The organism is Rhizobium sp. TBD182 (assembly GCF_001950375.1).
Lineage (GTDB): Bacteria > Pseudomonadota > Alphaproteobacteria > Rhizobiales > Rhizobiaceae > Agrobacterium > Agrobacterium tumefaciens.
In genome coordinates this window covers 88218-103468 of the sequence record NZ_BDLN01000004.1, presented here as the reverse complement: position 1 = coordinate 103468, position 15251 = coordinate 88218, and the positions used below count along the sequence as shown (strand labels likewise).

Sequence of the window (15251 nt, the reverse complement as noted above, 5' to 3'; positions counted from 1 at the left end):
GGACGACAGTGGCTATATAGCACTTACCTATCGCACCAGACTACAAACTTTCTCAGCCCGCTCCACTTTGACGCAACCCCGCATCCGGACGCCAAATTGCTTACCGGGCTTTGGCTATCGCGTGGAAGAAAGTGCCTGAAACAAGACCCCGCCTGCCACCGGAGGGGCCGAGCGGACGACCCTGCCCGTCAGCAATCTGAGCGAAAGGCTCATCGTGACCCGGATCGATAACACGCGCATAGTGAAACTCGTGACCGCGCAGAACCTCGCCCGCCTTGCCCAGCGGCCCATCTGCCACGATTGCAGCCTGCCGGTAACCGAGGTTCATCTTGCGCGTGGCGAAACTGGTGGCATGTGACAGAAGCCCGGTCATGGCATGGGTGACGCCATCGGCATCTTCCAGCGCCGCTCCCAAAACCATATAGCCGCCGCACTCGCCATGCACCGGCTTCGTCTCGGCAAAACGGACAATCCCCGCTTTAAACCCGGCAGCATCGGCAAGCCTTCCAGCGTAAAGTTCGGGATAACCACCTGGCAGCCAGCAAATGTCGCAGGTCTCATCGGGCGCCTCGCTGGCCAGCGGTGAGAAGGGCACGATCTCCGCCCCCGCTGCATGCCAGTGGTTCTTGAGGTGCGGATAAAGAAAGGTGAAAGCCGCGTCGTCTGCAAGCGCGATGCGCTGGCCGGGCGGCGCAATCGCTGCCTCCACCGAGCCGGAGGGCACATCTACAGGCGCAGCGAGCGAAAGCAAGGCATCGAGATCAATGGACCTTTCCATCGCATCCGCCAGCCGTTCTATATGCGCGTCGATTTCTGGATGTTCGCTGGCCTGCACCAGCCCCAGATGCCGTTCCGGCAGGATGAGTGACGGATCACGCAGGACGCATCCTGCGACAGGCAGACCGATTTTTTCGATGGCCTCCGTGCACAGCGTCCGGTGTCTTTCGCTGCCGGCGCGGTTCAGCACCACCGCCGCCATGGTCACAACAGGATCATAGTGGGCAAAACCATAGGCAACAGCAGCGGCTGTCTGCGATTGACCCGACACATCCAGCACCAGCAGCACGGGAATGCCGAACAGCCGGGCCAGATCCGCCGCAGAACCAGTGCGGTTTTCCGCCACGGGGATACCGTCGAACAGGCCCATGGCGCTTTCGATCAAAACGAGGTCGGCACCATCAGCCTGTTGCAACAACAGGTGTCGAAGCAATTCCGGCTGCATGGCCCAGCTGTCGAGATTGAGGCCGGATGTGCCGGTGGCGAAGGCATGGAAGCCGGGGTCGATATAATCCGGCCCCGTCTTGATGCCGCGCACCTTGATGCCGCGCCGGGCAAAGGCCCTGAGCAAGCCGATTGTTACGCTGGTCTTGCCGGATCCAGAGCGCGGTGCGCCGATGATGATTGCCCGTGTGGTCATAAGGTCGGCACCCCAAGTCGGTCGCGCATCGAAACGATCTCGCCAATAACGATCAGCGCCGGCGCCTCGAATTTTTCCCGTTTTGCATCGTCAGCTATGCTTTCCAGTGTGCCGATTAAAATACGTTCCTGCGCGGTCGTTGCCGACATGATGACGGCGACCGGCGTCTTGCCCGAACGACCGCCCTGCATCAGAAGACCCGCGATCGAGCCTATGTTCTTAAGCCCCATATAAACGACGATGGGTTCCTGTGTCTTCGCCAGTGCCAGCCAATCCAGATCCTCTTCGGTCCCGGCGGCATGGCCGGTGGCAAGCGTGACAGCGCGGCTGATACCGCGCATGGTGGCGGGAATGCGCGCTGAAGCAAGGGCTGCAAGCGACGAGGTCATGCCCGGCAAGATACGAAATGGGATGCCGGCGCGGACAAGCGCCTCCGCCTCTTCGCCGCCACGCCCGAAAATAAACGGATCGCCACCCTTAAGCCGCAACACCTTCTTACCCTGCCGGGCGAGATCAATCAGCGAGGCAGTGATGTCGTCCTGCGTTGCCGACGGCTTGCCGCCGCGCTTGCCGGCAAACACGATTTCAGCCTGAGGCCCCAGGGAAACGACATCGTCGCTCACCAGCGCGTCGCGCACGATCACATCGGCCTGCGAAAGGGCGAGCGCCACTTCGAGCGTCAGATAACGCACATCGCCCGGACCCGCGCCTGCGAGCCAGACATGCCCGGCCTCAAAGACCGGACCTTTTGCGGCGATGCTGTTCAAAACCTGCGCTATCGACATTCTTCTCGGCTGCTTTTTTAACGATGACGGAAATAGCCGTCCCAGCTATAGGAATTCATATGGAAACGGATGGAAAGACCCTTCGCCGCGGCTGGACCACGGGCACTTGCGCGGCAGCCGCCACGAAGGCGGCCTGCGCTGCCCTTCTGACCGGCGAGTTTCCTTACCCTGTCGAAGTCGAACTTCCAAGCGGCGTGAGGCCGGCATTTTCTCTCGCCACCGAGGAAAAAGGTGAAAACTTCGCAAGAGCCGGCGTCGTCAAGGATGCAGGCGACGATCCCGACGTGACCCATGGTGCGCTGATCGAAAGCACCGTGCGACGGGGAAAGCCCGGCAGCGGCATCACCTTCAAGGCTGGAAAAGGCGTCGGCACCATCACCCGGCCTGGATTGCCCCTGCCGCCGGGCGAACCCGCGATCAACCCCGTACCGCGCAAGATGATCGAAACCGCCATTCGCGAAGTAGCCGGAGACGATGCAGATTTCGAAGTCGAGATTTCCGTTCGGGACGGCGAGAAAATCGCGGAAAAGACCCTGAATGGCAGGCTCGGTATTGTCGGCGGCATTTCCATCCTTGGCACCACCGGCATCGTCATCCCGTTTTCCTGCTCGGCATGGATCCATTCCATCTGGCGCGGCATCGATGTGGCGCGCGCCACCGGCTGCACCCATCTGCTCGGCGCGACCGGCAACACCTCGGAAAAGGCGGGGCAGGCAGTGTACGGCCTGCCAGAGACCGCACTGATCGACATGGGTGATTTTATCGGTGGCATGCTGAAATATCTACGCAGCCACCCCGTCGAACGGGTAACCATTGCCGGCGGCGTCGCCAAGATGACGAAGCTCGCCCAGGGCATGCTGGACGTGCATTCCAAGAAAGGCCTGGCCGATCTTGATGCGCTGGCGGTACTCGCAACCGAGGCTGGCGGAGATGAAAATCTTGCCCTCGCCATTCGTCAGGCCAACATGGTTGCGCACGCCTTTGAGCTGGCCGAACGCGCGGGGATAGACCTCGGTGCGATCGTTGCGGAAAAAGCCTGGGTAACGGCGGCTGCCGCTTTGAAGGTGCCCGGCATCGAGCTTGATATTCTGGTGTTCGATCGTCAGGGCACGCTCAAGGGACGCACCGCCTCCACGCCGTCGCATCAGCCCTTCGCATCTTCCTTCGGGGAGCGGAACCGCCGGACATAATCGGTACTATAAAGTGCGCTCTCGCGAAAATCCGTCGAGGCAAGCCCATGCCCGACGAAAATCAGCGCCGTCCGCTCCACCGGTTCGGCCGCCAGTTTTCCTTCGATGTCGAACAACGTGCCGCGAATGACCCGCTCATCCGGCCAGGAGGCTCGGACAACGATGGCGACTGGGCAATCGGAACCATAAAGCGGCGTCAGTTCTTCCACCACCTGGCCGATGGCATGGATGGCGAGATGGATGGCAAGTGTTGCCCCCGTCGCACCGAAGGCTTTCAGCGTCTCGCCCTCGGGCATTTTCGAAGCGCGGCCCGAAATACGGGTCAGAACAAGGCTTTGCGCCACTTCCGGCACCGTCAATTCCCGCTGCAGGGTGGCAGCGGCAGCAGCGAAAGAGGGCACACCTGGAGTCACGGTATAATCGAGACCCAGCCGTTCCAGCCGGCGGATCTGTTCACCCATCGCGCTCCAGACGGATAGATCACCGGAATGCAGCCGTGCCACATCCTTGCCCGCCTTTGCCGCCGCAACGAACTCTGCCTCGATCTCATCAAGCGACAGTGCTGCCGTATCGACAATGCGTGCATCCGTCGGGCAATACTCGATCAGCGCCTTCGGCACCAGCGAGCCGGCATAAAGGCAGACCGGGCAGGCAGCGATAAGATCGCGCCCGCGCACCGTGATGAGATCGGCGGCGCCCGGACCGGCGCCGATGAAATGAACCGTCATTTTTGTTCTCCATGTTCGATGGCGAGGTCATTTCGCGCGTCGTTCGTCGTGGCGATGGCTACCGTCACATCGCCAACCACGAGACGCGCCGCGACCAGCCGCGCATTTTCTCCGACGGCAGCAAGTGCCGCCGCTTCACTGACGCTGGGCGTCCCGGCATGATCAAGGCTTGCCTGTGAAAATGTCATTGTTTTCGAAGCAGCCGCCTCGAGCTGTTCCTTCGATACGATTTCAAGCGGCAGCGCCAGACGTTTCGCCGCTTCCGCAAGACCAGCTTCTTTTGCCTTGAGCGGCGCAGTCGCCAAGCATTCAACGGTCATGCCAAAAGCAAGCTCGGCAGCGTGCACGGCTGCAATAATTGCATCTGAACCCGTGCCCTTGCGGCAGCCTATGCCAGCGACAGTCACCATGGCTTGACCCATCTCCATTGCGTCACCGGCATGGCCGGACGCCAGCCCGACATGGAGCCGACAGCAACAACGCGCGACACATCGAGACGGATCATCGAACCGCCGAACCTGGCATGGGCCGCAAGCAGCACCGCTTCCATTTCAAGCGTCACCGCATTGGCAACCAGCCGCCCGCCTGGCTTCAAGGCCTCCAGAGCAGCCTCAAACACGCCCGTTTCGCTGCCGCCACCACCAATGAAGATCGCATCCGGTTGAGGCAGGCCTTCAAAAGCCGCAGGTGCTGCACCGATCATGACTTCAAGCCCCGGAACGCCAAATGCCTCGGCATTGCGGGCGATACGTTCGGCTCTTTCCGGATGCTGCTCTATGGCGGTGGCACGGAGCGAGGGGTGCGACAGCATCCATTCAATGCCAATCGAACCCGAACCGGCACCGATATCCCACAGCAGCTCGCCCCGGCGCGGAGCCAGCGATGAAAGCGTCACGGCACGGATTTCACGCTTGGTGATCTGCCCGTCATGTTCGAACAGGCTGTCATCCAGCCCCTGCACAAAAGGCAGGACGCGTGCGCCCTCAGCAGCAACGACATCGATAGCCACGACGTTCAAAGGATCGATGTCGTCAAAGGTAAAATCGACCGCCCTGATTTGCCGCCGCCTCTCCCGCTTTCCGCCCAAAGCTTCGAGCAGGACAAATTCCGACTGGCCGAAACCGGATTGAGACAGCAATTCCGCAATGAGAGCGGGCGCGCGCTCATCAGAAGTAAGCGCGATGATCCTCACTCCGGGATGCAGATGCGGTCGCAAAAGATCGATGGAACGCCCGTGTAATGATACGCATTCGGTCGACTGCAAGGCCCAGCCAAGCCGCGCCGCGGCCTGGGAGAAGGCTGAAGGTGAGGGATAGCAGACTGTCTCCTCCGACGGTATCCGCCGCAGAAGTGTGACGCCGGCGCCATAAAAGAACGGATCGCCGGAGGCGAGCACGCAGACCCGTCTACCGCGCAACGCCACGACATCGCTCATCTCCGCATCGAACGGCACCGGCCAAGGGCGCGCCTCACCACGAATGGCTGCAGCCGCCAGTTCCAGATGGCGTTTGCCACCGAAAACAATCTCGGCCGCCTCTATTGCCGCCACGGCATTGCGACCGAGCCCATCCAGCCCATCTTCGCCAATGCCGACGATGAAAAGCCATGGCTTGCCTTTCTTTTCAGTGGAAGCCTTCTTTTGAGTGGAAGCGTTGCCCGTTCCGGAATATTCAGACGTCATGACACGCTCCATACTCATCCTTGGCGGCACGGCGGATGCCCGCATTCTGGCCGGCAAGCTGGCGGTGGACTCCGGCTACCGAATCCTGCTTTCCATGGCCGGGCGTACGCTTTCGCCAGTGGAACAGCCTGTGCCGATGCGCAGTGGCGGGTTTGGCGGTGCTGCGGGTTTGGCGGATTTCATCCGCACCGGGAATTTCGATATTCTGGTCGACGCCACCCATCCCTATGCGGCGAGGATTTCCGCCAATGCCATCGAGGCGGCACGACTTGCCAAAGTTCCGCTGATCATGCTTTCGCGCCCCGCCTGGGAGCGCCAACCGAATGACAAATGGCAGAGGGTCGATACCATCGAACAGGCTGTTATTGCGCTCGGCGCTGAAGGCAAGCGGGTGTTTCTGGCGCTCGGCCGGCAGGAACTTCTTCCTTTCGAGGCCGCACCCCAACACAGCTATCTCATTCGCAGCGTTGATCCGGTAGAGCCGCCGCTGAAGGTGCCGGATGCTCGCTATATTACAGCGCGCGGCCCCTTTGCGCTGGATGAAGAGATCCGCATGCTGGAGGAAAACCGTATCGGCACTGTGGTTTCCAAGAACTCCGGCGGCAACGCCAGTTACGGCAAGATCGAAGCGGCGAGGCGGCTTGGTGTGCCGGTTATCATGATCGAGCGGCCGCCACAGCTGAACGCCGCAATCCCCGATGGCGCGAACGTGCCGGATATAGCGACTGCGCTCACCGCCATCCGCCATCAGCTTTCTCTTTTCGAAAAACGTGGCGAATAGACCAGCGGGTCTTTGTCAGAACGTTCAATCAAACGCGTTTCCACCGAACCGACGATGATGCAGGTTGCCATATCCGCCATGTCGCTCGATGCTTCCGACAAAGGCACGACCCGGATGCGCTCATCCGCACGGCCTGCCGCACGGCCAAAGATCACCGGCACCGAGCCGGGCAGATGTGCCCGCAAAAGATCGAAGGCGGTGCCAAGCTGGTGCGGGCGCGCCTTGCTGACGGGATTATAGAAAGCCATCACGAATCCGGCTTCCGCAGCCGCGATCAGCCGCTTTTCAATAATGCCCCAGGGCTTCAAATTGTCCGACAGCGAGATGGCGCAGAAATCATGCCCGAGCGGCGCGCCGGCTCGTGCAGCAACCGCAAGCATGGCCGTCACGCCCGGCACGACCGAGAAGTCTATTTCGCGCCACTCGCGCGGGCCATGTTCAATCGCCTCGCAAACCGCTGCCGCCATGGCAAAAACGCCGGGATCGCCGCCCGAAACCACGCAGACCTTGCCGCCCCCGGCTGCAAGCCGCAGAGCCTGTTCGGCACGGGAGATTTCCTCGCGATTGTCAGAGGCATGGCGACGTTGGTCGGGTCTGAGCGACAGCCGATCGAGATAGGGAATGTAACCGAAGAAATCCTCCGACGCCTCAACGGCGGCGAGCGCCTCCGGTGTCACCTGCGCAGAACTGCCAGGGCCGAGGCCGACAACGACCAGCCTGCCGGTCATGGCGCTTCACCGCCAGCGGGTCTGGTTTTCCAGCCAGGTACCAGAACCAGCGAAAAATAGGGGGCGGGCGATGCGTCCCGCTCGATCAGCGGCACCGCATGGCTGTTCACCATGGTGCCGCGCTCGACATACAGCGCTTCATTAAGCTTGCCGGCCTTTTCCAGCGCCCGGCGGATCTTCGGCAGGTTGCGCCCGACCTTCATGATCACGGCGCCATCCGTGCCGGACAGACGCTCTGTCAGAACATCTTCGGCAAGCGTGCCGGGAAGCACGCTCAAGATATCGTCACCCTGCACCAGCGGTAGACCGGCCATCGACCAACAGCCGGACATGGCGGTAATGCCGGCAACGACCTCCGCCTCATAGGAAGGCGCAAGCCGCAGATGAAGATGCATATAGGAACCGTAAAACAGCGGATCGCCTTCCGACAGCACGGCGACATTGCGCCCGGCATCGAGATGAGCGGCAATATCCATGGCCGACTGATCAAAAAATGCGGCGATCGCACCGCGATAATCCTCGCCGTTTTTATCGCTCTCGACGGTTACCGGATAGACCAGCGGCATTTCCAGTGTGCCCGGACGAATGAAGGCCTCAACGATACCGCGACCATTGCCGCTGCTGCCTTTCTTGCAGAAGAAGGCGAGGACATCGGCATTTTCGATGGCGCGTACGGCTTTCAGCGTCAGAAGCTCTGGATCGCCGGGGCCGGTGCCGACGCCCACGAGTTTACCCTTGGAATTTTCGAAAAGAGCCGCGCTCACAGACCTGCCCTCGCAACGGCGTTGACGGCAGCGGCCGTCATGGCCGATCCACCCATGCGTCCCTTGACGATGGCATAGGGAATGCCGAGCAAACTAGCCTCCAGCGCATCCTTCGATTCCGCCGCACCGACAAAACCGACCGGCATGCCGATGATGGCAGCTGGTCGTGGAGCGCCTTTTTCAAGCATCTCCAGAAGATAGAACAGCGCTGTCGGCGCGTTGCCGATAGCAACGAGAGCACCGTCCAGCTTTTCCGCCCAGAGATCGAGTGCGGCGGCGGAACGGGTATTGCCAATCGTTTTCGCAAGCTCAGGGGTGCGCGGATCGCGAAGGGTGCAGATCACGTCATTATTGGCCGGAAGGCGGGCGCGGGTCACGCCGTGGGCGACCATTTCCGCATCGCACAGAACGGGCTTGCCCGCCAGCAAAGCACCACGTGCAGCGACAACGAAATCCGGAGAAAAACGGAAATGGCTGGTCGCTTCCACCAGCCCGCAGGCATGGATCATGCGAATGGCGATATCCGCCTGATCTTCGGTAAAAGCGGACAAATCCGCTTCCTCGCGAATGATGGCGAAGGAGCGCTCGTAAATCGCATTGCCGTCGCGAATATAGTCATGGTCGGTCATCGGTTATCCTGTCGAAGCGCGGCAACGATTGCCTCCTTACCCAGACGGGCAAGCAGGTCGGCAGCGTTTTCCCCGGGCTTATGTTCTTTTTCGCAAAGACGGGCAAGCCGCGAAAGCGCCGTCCTCTGTTGCTCGAAAGGTAAAATACCGTCCTGCGGGTCGCAGGCGCGGCCCGAAAACGAAAAGGCCAGACCATCGGCGGTGCCGGAAAAGGTCAAAAACGAGGGGGCGGGATGCGCGCAACCCTTTCCGCAGCCGGAGAGATGCAGTGTGAAGGAGCCATCGAGCATGGAAGCTAATTCCCGCGATGCAAAGGCCGCCAGATCATGTGTGGGAAAGAAAGCCGAAGCGCATCCCGGCGTGCCGGGACAGACAGCGATGGAAGATCGCGCATCACCTGCCCTTGTGATGAAACCGGCACTGTCCGCAATTTGCATCAGCGCATCGCAAGCATCCCGCGACCCGAAAAATAGCAGGCTATGATTGAGCGACGACCGCAATGTTTCGATATCAAATGCGCGCGCCAGTCCACAGAGCCGCGACAGATCGGAAGCACGAACTTGCGCGAAAGCAGGAGTGATACCGGCAGCAAAAGTACCGTTACCGGCCGCCATCAGCCCCAGTGGCGAAGAAGGCGCAGACGTCTCGCCTTGGCTCTCTCTATCTACCAAGCGGTCTCCGCAAATCGCCTTTATCGTCCGCAAATCCAGATGGCGGCCACGGGCGAGCGGTCCTTTGCCGGCCAGATGGACGAGCAGCAACAGGACCACATCGGCTGCCTTGTCGGCCTCAACAAATCCCGCCCGCAACGCCTTGCTCTCCGGACCTCCGACAAGCAATTGCCAGAAAACTCGATGATCGAGCCGCACCGCCTTCAGACGGATATCGGCCAGCAAATCGCCCATGGAAAGACGGCCGCCCCCATCGATGATGACGGACATTTTTGCGGCGAGCTTTTCGTGCAGCGCCAGCGCGGCAGCTTCTCTGCGAATCTCATCCGCAATAGCACTGCCATCGGCGATTTCCCGATCGTCCCGGCCGGAAAGAGGTGAGGTCTCGACTGCTAGTCCGTCGCGAAGCGGCAAACCGAGCGCCAGAACATCATTCTCCAGGTCGCAGGCGCTTTCCCGCGTCAGGCCGCGAAATTGCAGGCTGCCGCGTGCCGTGATGTCTATCAGCCCGTTGCCGTGCTGCTCGGCAAGTTCGCAAAGCGCGATCATATCGCGGGGCGCAATATCCGCCTCGAATGCGATGCGTGACAGGTAGCCGTCACCGGTCAGCATCGGGGTCGATAAGGCCGGACACGTGCCACGGCGGCCAAACGGCAGGACCGGATCGGAAGGGGCCGTCCTCATGCGCCGACCCTTTCAGAACGGGGCAGGATCAGCATTTCAAGTTCCGCATCCACCGCATTGCGGCGGCTGTGCCACAACCCGCGACGACGGGCGGATAAAAAGCGCGTCGCCATGACCTCCGCCGCCTTCGGATTTTCCCGCAGGATGAAATCGCGCACGTCCTCATTGCCGAAATAGGCGTCGTAAAGCGCCTCGATCAGCGAGGAAGATACCGCATGGGTGGTTTCCGCAAAACCGATCAGCCGGTCAACCGTCTCGGCAAATTCCGCCGCCCCGCGCGGGCCGTGCCGCATCTGGCCGGCAATGAAGCGCGGATTGACGGCGCGAGCCCGAACAACGCGCGTCAGCGCCTGTGAAATGGACCGCGCGCGCGGACGCGCGGGATCGGTCGTATCCAGCGCCACGATATCGGCAACGCCGCCAAGGAGTGCTTTTGCGGCGGAAAAACCACCAATGAAGGCGACATCGGAAGAGCCGTCGAGAAGATCCCGGCCCGGATCGTCACCGGTGTGAATGAGAAGATCGGCCCGGCGCACCAGCTCGACAAAACCGGCATCCTCGAAAATCTCAAGCCCATCCGCACCGCCAAAGGCATGGCTTGCCGCATCCAGATAGGCTTGCCCTAGTTCCTCACGTTCTTCCCATTTTCCGCTGGCGAGTTTTTCCTCTGTGCCCGCACCATAGGTGCCGGGTGCCGAGCCGAAGATGCGTGCCGGTATGTGCCCGAGCACGGCCGCCTCTTCCGCCAGCGGATTGTCACCTGGAGCTTCCTCCCGCCGCGCGACAGCCTTGGCGGCGGCGTCTAGAAGAGCGATCAACGCCGGAAACATGTCGCGGAACAGGCCGGAAATCCGGAATGTAACATCAACACGCGGCCGCCCGATACTCGCCGGCGGTAGAACCTCGATGCCTGTGACGCGGCCCGTCGCCAGGTCATGGATCGGTCTCGCCCCCATCAGATGCAGCGCCTGCGCCACATCCTCGCCGCCATTGCGCAGGCTGGCGCTGCCCCAGAGGTCAAAAACCAGATGTTTCGGCCAGTCGCCATGGGATTGCAGATGGTGCCGAAGCACTTCTTCGCCCGCCATGCGGCCCAGCTCGAAAGCCGTCGGCGTCGGCATGGTGCGCGGATCGGCAGCATAAAGATTGCGGCCCGTCGGCAGGACATCGAGACGCCCGCGCGCGGGTGCGCCGGAAGGACCGGGGACAATATGGCGGCCATCGAGCGCGGCAAGCAGCGCTGTTTTTTCCGCCGCAGCACTTTCAAGCCTCAGAAGATCGGTCTCGCCTTCGGGGCTGCGGCCAAAAACATGCTGGCCATCCTTGATGGCGAAGTCCTTGAGGTCGCAGAGGAAGGCGTCGATGCGCGACAGCGCCGTATCGGCATCGTCCTTTGCACCGACACCGGCATCCGCCGCAAGACCGGTTTCCAGCGCCTTCTCTACGATCAGTTTCGCCAGCCGGTCGCGGCGGCGGCGGTCGAGCCCATCCGCCTGCGCATATTCGTCGACGAGCTGTTCAAGAGCCGATTGTTCCGGCGAAAGCCCGGCATCTACCAGCACAGGCGGAACATGGCCGATCGTGACAGCAGCGATCCGCCGTTTGGCAACCGCCGCTTCGCCCGGATTGGAAACGATGAACGGATAGACCACCGGCAAAGACCCGGTGACGATTTCAGGAAAACAATCGCGGGAAAGCGTAACTGTCTTGCCGGGCAGCCATTCCAGCGTGCCATGCGCACCGACATGCACAATGGCATGCGCCCCTGCGACACGCTGTATCCAGGCGCCGAAAGCGACCAACGCATGACGTGGCGGCAGGGCAGGGTCATGGTAATCCACCCGCCGATCCTCATTTCGCCCACGATCCGGTGCCAGGGCCACGAATATCTGGCCGAAACGGGCGACGCGAAAACGGAATGCGCCGTCGGCTAGTACGTCGTCCTGTTCGGCCGAACCCCACGTGCTATCCACGGAGGCGGCAACCCCTTCAGGCAAACCCAAAAGAAAATCACGGTAGTCTGAAAGTCCGACAGCCGCTTCCTGCTGCTCGACACAATCCAGCAAAGCCCGCGCCGTTTCGGGAATATCCGAAACCACATATCCTGCCGCGGCCAGATCGCGCAGCATTTCAAGCACGCTTTGCGGCACATCGAGACCAACGGCATAACCCGTGCGCCCCGGCGCAGCACCGGGATAATCCGGCATCAGAATGACGATCCGCCGTTCCTGTGGCGTGGACTGTTTTAATTGCAGAAAGGCAGCGATTCGGTTTGCCACCTGTTCGACGCGATCAGCCTCCGGTACATTGATGAGGCTGATACCGCCATCAGTCCGCACCTGCTTGAATGAGATTGCGCCAGCAAGAATCCGGCCATCGAGTTCCGGCAGGACCACATGCATGGCAAGATCGGAAGGGTTGAGACCGCGCGCATTTTCCGCCCAGCCGTCCCGTCGCGTCGTTGCCATAACCACCTGAAACACCGGCACGCCGAGGCGGTCAAACAGGGTTTTACCGCTGTCGTCCATCTGGCTGGCAAAAGCCGTGGCGGCAACGATGGCGGCGGGCTGGAGTTCGGGCAGTACGGTTTCGAGAAAGCGAATTGCCTCCCCATCCTTGAGGCCGCTGACGAAAATCGGCAATGGCGCAAAACCACGCTGAGAGAGCGCGCTAAAAAGCGCATCCACGGGCGCCGCATCGGCCGCAAGAAGCATGGAGCGGTAAAAGAGAATAGGAAGGACAGCTGCACCGGCGGGAAAACCGGCGCAGGCTTCCGCCTGATCCACGACGCCTTTACCCGGCCGGTAAAAGCCGGCTTTCGGCAGCGGTTGAGCCTCGATATCTGGCCATGCGCCACCACTTACAAGGGCAGCAAGACCAATGGCAAGCCGGTCCATATTTTCCCGCCCACCCTCGCGGAAGAAGGCGAGGACCGACGCCAATGTCTGGCGATCAACAGTCGAAGCTACTTCGAGCTTTTCGTCTCTCTCACTGCATTCACCCGGCAGGAGCATAAGTTTTATGCCACGTCGCCGCGCCATCGTGCTGAGCTGATCGACGCCATAGCGCCAGCGTTCCGCGCCGCCGAGAATCCGGATAAGGATGACACGGGCATGTTCGGCCGTCTTTTCAATCCACAGATCGACCGACATCGGATGCCGAAGCTCGGAGAGGTTGGCGGCAGACAGGGACGGAAGCGCGCCCTCTGCCTGCCGCCATGCCTGTTCCAGCCCGGCAAGATCGCTTGCCGAAAAAGACAGCATCACCACATCCGATCGCGGCTGGTTGAGATCAACCGGCTCGATCAGGTCGTCCAGAGACGAAGATGTGGTGGCGAGAATGTGCATTTCTATCAGGCGGCCAGCATCTGTTCGATCTTTTCGCGGTTGAGGCCCTTTTCGCCTATGACGACGAGGCGGCTGCGGCGCTCTTCACCGGCCGCCCAGGGACGGTCATAATAATGGTTGACGCGGCTACCGACTGCCTGCACCTGCAGGCGCATCGGCTTGGTAGATACTTCGACGAAACCTTTGATGCGCAGAACATTTTCCGCAGCCGCTGTCTCGGCGATACGAGCCGCCAGCGCTTCCGGATCGGTCACGGCCGGCAGGTCGATGACGAAGCTGTCGAAATCGTCATGTTCGTGGTCGAGTTCACCATCGTGATGGGTGCGGCGGTTTTCGATATCCTCTTCAACCGCAAGACCGAGGCCGATCAGCACAGCCGGATCGATGACGCCATTCGAGGCGACGACGATCTTTGCGGCCCGCGGCAAATGCTCGAGAATATGAGCCTTCGCCTTGTCCAGACCGGCGCTATCGAGCAGATCCGCCTTGGTCAGCACGATAAGATCGGCACAGGCGATCTGGTCCTCAAAAACCTCTTCGACCGGATCGTCGTGATCGAGGGCTTCGTCATTTGCGCGCTGGGCGGCAAGGGCTTCCATGTCATGCGCCACCTGACCCTCGGCAAGGGCAGCGCCATCCACAACAGCTACCACAGCGTCAACCGTCACGCGGCTCTTGATGGCCGGCCATTGAAATGCCTGCACCAGCGGCTTGGGCAGGGCAAGGCCGGAGGTCTCGATGAGGATATGCTCCACCTTCGGCTGGCGGCTCAGAATCTGCTCGATGGCCGGCTGGAAATCATCCGCCACCGTGCAGCAGATGCAGCCATTGGCCAGCTCAACGATGTTTTCCTCCGGGCAGCTCTCAATGCCGCATCCCTTGAGGATATCGCCATCGATGCCGATATCACCGAATTCGTTGACGATGATGGCAAGCCGCTTGCCATCAAGCTTTTCGAGAAGACCGCGCAGCAGCGTGGTTTTTCCAGCCCCCAGAAAGCCAGTGACGATGGTGCAGGGAACGCGGTCCAGAAGGGTGCTCATGATCTCTCCTCGGTAAAATCGAATGGGGGAATGCGCGCCACCATGCCGCGCTTCAATGTGTCGGGGCGGCCGCGCCAGGGCATCAGGCCATCTGCGGAGGCGGCCAGCATTTGCGCGCCCGTGAGCAGGTCTTCCGCATCGTTGGGCGTCAGCCCGCCGAATACATAGGACCAGCCATCGGCACCGCGCAGCACGGCACTGAGGCCGCGTTTGCAATTGGCAAGGCAATTGACGGAGCGAACATCGATGCCGGAGTCACGCGCTTTTGCGATGGCAGCTTCCGCAAGGATGGTGCCGGGGCGCGGCTCCGCATTGGGATCGGTGTCGTCGCGACAGCTTCGGCAGACAAAAACGACCACGCCAGAAGCTGTGTTGGCTTCCATTGTCCCGTCCGCACAAGAAGATGTTGTGGTAATATCCAAACCGTTCCGCTTTCCGCGCCTTTAAACTCATCGGGGTGCGGATGTCGAAAACAGCGCACTGAAAAGCGCGGCTGCAAATCAATTCGACCGGCTGACCGGAGCACCCCGCCCGGGAGACGTTTTTTCCTGAAACGGCAGGTCTCCTGGCTTGCGGCTTTAAAACACCCTGCACCACCTTCCCGGGCCAATTTTATGGTCCAGTGGCTTCATAGTGCGGGCTTACCGCTTACAGTTGCGGGGGCAGCCACGGAATGACCCGTTATGGGGTGGAACCGTGTTCCCTCTTAGCTTTTCCCGTTGCCGGGAAAAGACCGTCAGTGCCTTACCCTTAGGCTGAACGGGCGTGACGGTCAATGCTGCCGGCTTGTCGATTGCCGGGTG

General features: G+C 61.1%; 14 protein-coding genes and 1 riboswitch. Of the genes, 2 read left to right on the top strand and 12 right to left on the bottom strand.

Annotated features, from left to right (window positions below):
- Positions 1-100 precede the first annotated feature (100 nt).
- Positions 101-1417 carry a cobyrinate a,c-diamide synthase gene (locus T18_RS14680; protein ID WP_038492553.1) on the bottom strand — a complete coding sequence of 439 codons (1317 nt, stop codon included), beginning with the start codon at positions 1415-1417 and terminating at the stop codon, positions 101-103.
- The gene (gene cobA, locus T18_RS14675; RefSeq protein ID WP_038492556.1) at positions 1414-2202 is read right to left on the bottom strand and encodes a uroporphyrinogen-III C-methyltransferase; all 789 of its coding nucleotides are present in this window, start codon (positions 2200-2202) and stop codon (positions 1414-1416) included. The genes T18_RS14680 and cobA overlap by 4 nt, the downstream gene beginning before the upstream one ends.
- A 59-nt stretch (positions 2203-2261) precedes the next feature.
- Here cobA and T18_RS14670 point away from each other — a divergent pair, with 59 nt between their 5' ends.
- Positions 2262-3392, top strand: a complete 1131-nt coding sequence (locus T18_RS14670; RefSeq protein WP_038492559.1) for a cobalt-precorrin-5B (C(1))-methyltransferase — start codon at positions 2262-2264, stop codon at positions 3390-3392.
- Here the strand turns inward: T18_RS14670 and cobM are convergent.
- Genes cobM through T18_RS14655 form a run of 3 tightly spaced genes read right to left on the bottom strand, consistent with a single transcriptional unit; the run spans position 3347 to position 5801 of the window.
- Entirely contained in the window at positions 3347-4120 is a 774-nt protein-coding gene (gene cobM / locus T18_RS14665; RefSeq protein WP_038492561.1) for a precorrin-4 C(11)-methyltransferase, read from the bottom strand. The two genes, T18_RS14670 and cobM, sit on opposite strands and share 46 nt — an antisense overlap.
- Positions 4117-4530 carry a cobalamin biosynthesis protein gene (locus T18_RS14660; protein WP_038492564.1) on the bottom strand — a complete coding sequence of 138 codons (414 nt, stop codon included), beginning with the start codon at positions 4528-4530 and terminating at the stop codon, positions 4117-4119. The genes cobM and T18_RS14660 overlap by 4 nt, the downstream gene beginning before the upstream one ends.
- Positions 4524-5801, bottom strand: coding sequence for a bifunctional cobalt-precorrin-7 (C(5))-methyltransferase/cobalt-precorrin-6B (C(15))-methyltransferase (locus tag T18_RS14655; RefSeq protein ID WP_038492567.1), 1278 nt, complete (start codon positions 5799-5801; stop codon positions 4524-4526). The genes T18_RS14660 and T18_RS14655 overlap by 7 nt, the downstream gene beginning before the upstream one ends.
- On the opposite strand from T18_RS14655, the gene T18_RS14650 reads away from it, so the two are divergent.
- Complete coding sequence (locus T18_RS14650) at positions 5800-6582, top strand: cobalt-precorrin-6A reductase (protein ID WP_038492571.1); 783 nt, start codon at positions 5800-5802, stop codon at positions 6580-6582. The two genes, T18_RS14655 and T18_RS14650, sit on opposite strands and share 2 nt — an antisense overlap.
- Here T18_RS14650 and T18_RS14645 read toward each other — a convergent pair.
- From T18_RS14645 to T18_RS14615, 7 genes are read right to left on the bottom strand one after another with little or no spacing between them, the layout of a single operon-like run.
- Entirely contained in the window at positions 6549-7310 is a 762-nt protein-coding gene (locus T18_RS14645; RefSeq protein WP_038492574.1) for a precorrin-3B C(17)-methyltransferase, read from the bottom strand. The genes T18_RS14650 and T18_RS14645 overlap by 34 nt on opposite strands.
- The gene (locus tag T18_RS14640) at positions 7307-8074 is read right to left on the bottom strand and encodes a precorrin-2 C(20)-methyltransferase (RefSeq protein ID WP_038492577.1); all 768 of its coding nucleotides are present in this window, start codon (positions 8072-8074) and stop codon (positions 7307-7309) included. The genes T18_RS14645 and T18_RS14640 overlap by 4 nt, the downstream gene beginning before the upstream one ends.
- Entirely contained in the window at positions 8071-8703 is a 633-nt protein-coding gene (locus T18_RS14635) for a precorrin-8X methylmutase (RefSeq protein WP_025594682.1), read from the bottom strand. The genes T18_RS14640 and T18_RS14635 overlap by 4 nt, the downstream gene beginning before the upstream one ends.
- Complete coding sequence (cobG, locus tag T18_RS14630; protein WP_038492581.1) at positions 8700-10058, bottom strand: precorrin-3B synthase; 1359 nt, start codon at positions 10056-10058, stop codon at positions 8700-8702. The genes T18_RS14635 and cobG overlap by 4 nt, the downstream gene beginning before the upstream one ends.
- Positions 10055-13405, bottom strand: coding sequence for a cobaltochelatase subunit CobN (cobN, locus tag T18_RS14625; protein WP_038492583.1), 3351 nt, complete (start codon positions 13403-13405; stop codon positions 10055-10057). Before cobN ends, cobG begins: the two co-directional genes overlap by 4 nt.
- Before the next feature lie 5 nt (positions 13406-13410).
- A complete protein-coding gene (gene cobW, locus T18_RS14620; RefSeq protein ID WP_003516415.1) occupies positions 13411-14448 on the bottom strand; it encodes a cobalamin biosynthesis protein CobW in 1038 nt (345 codons plus the stop codon).
- Complete coding sequence (locus tag T18_RS14615; RefSeq protein WP_003516414.1) at positions 14445-14831, bottom strand: DUF1636 family protein; 387 nt, start codon at positions 14829-14831, stop codon at positions 14445-14447. Before T18_RS14615 ends, cobW begins: the two co-directional genes overlap by 4 nt.
- 154 nt (positions 14832-14985) lie before the next feature.
- Positions 14986-15201, bottom strand: a riboswitch (cobalamin riboswitch).
- Between the last annotated feature and the right edge of the window lie 50 nt (positions 15202-15251).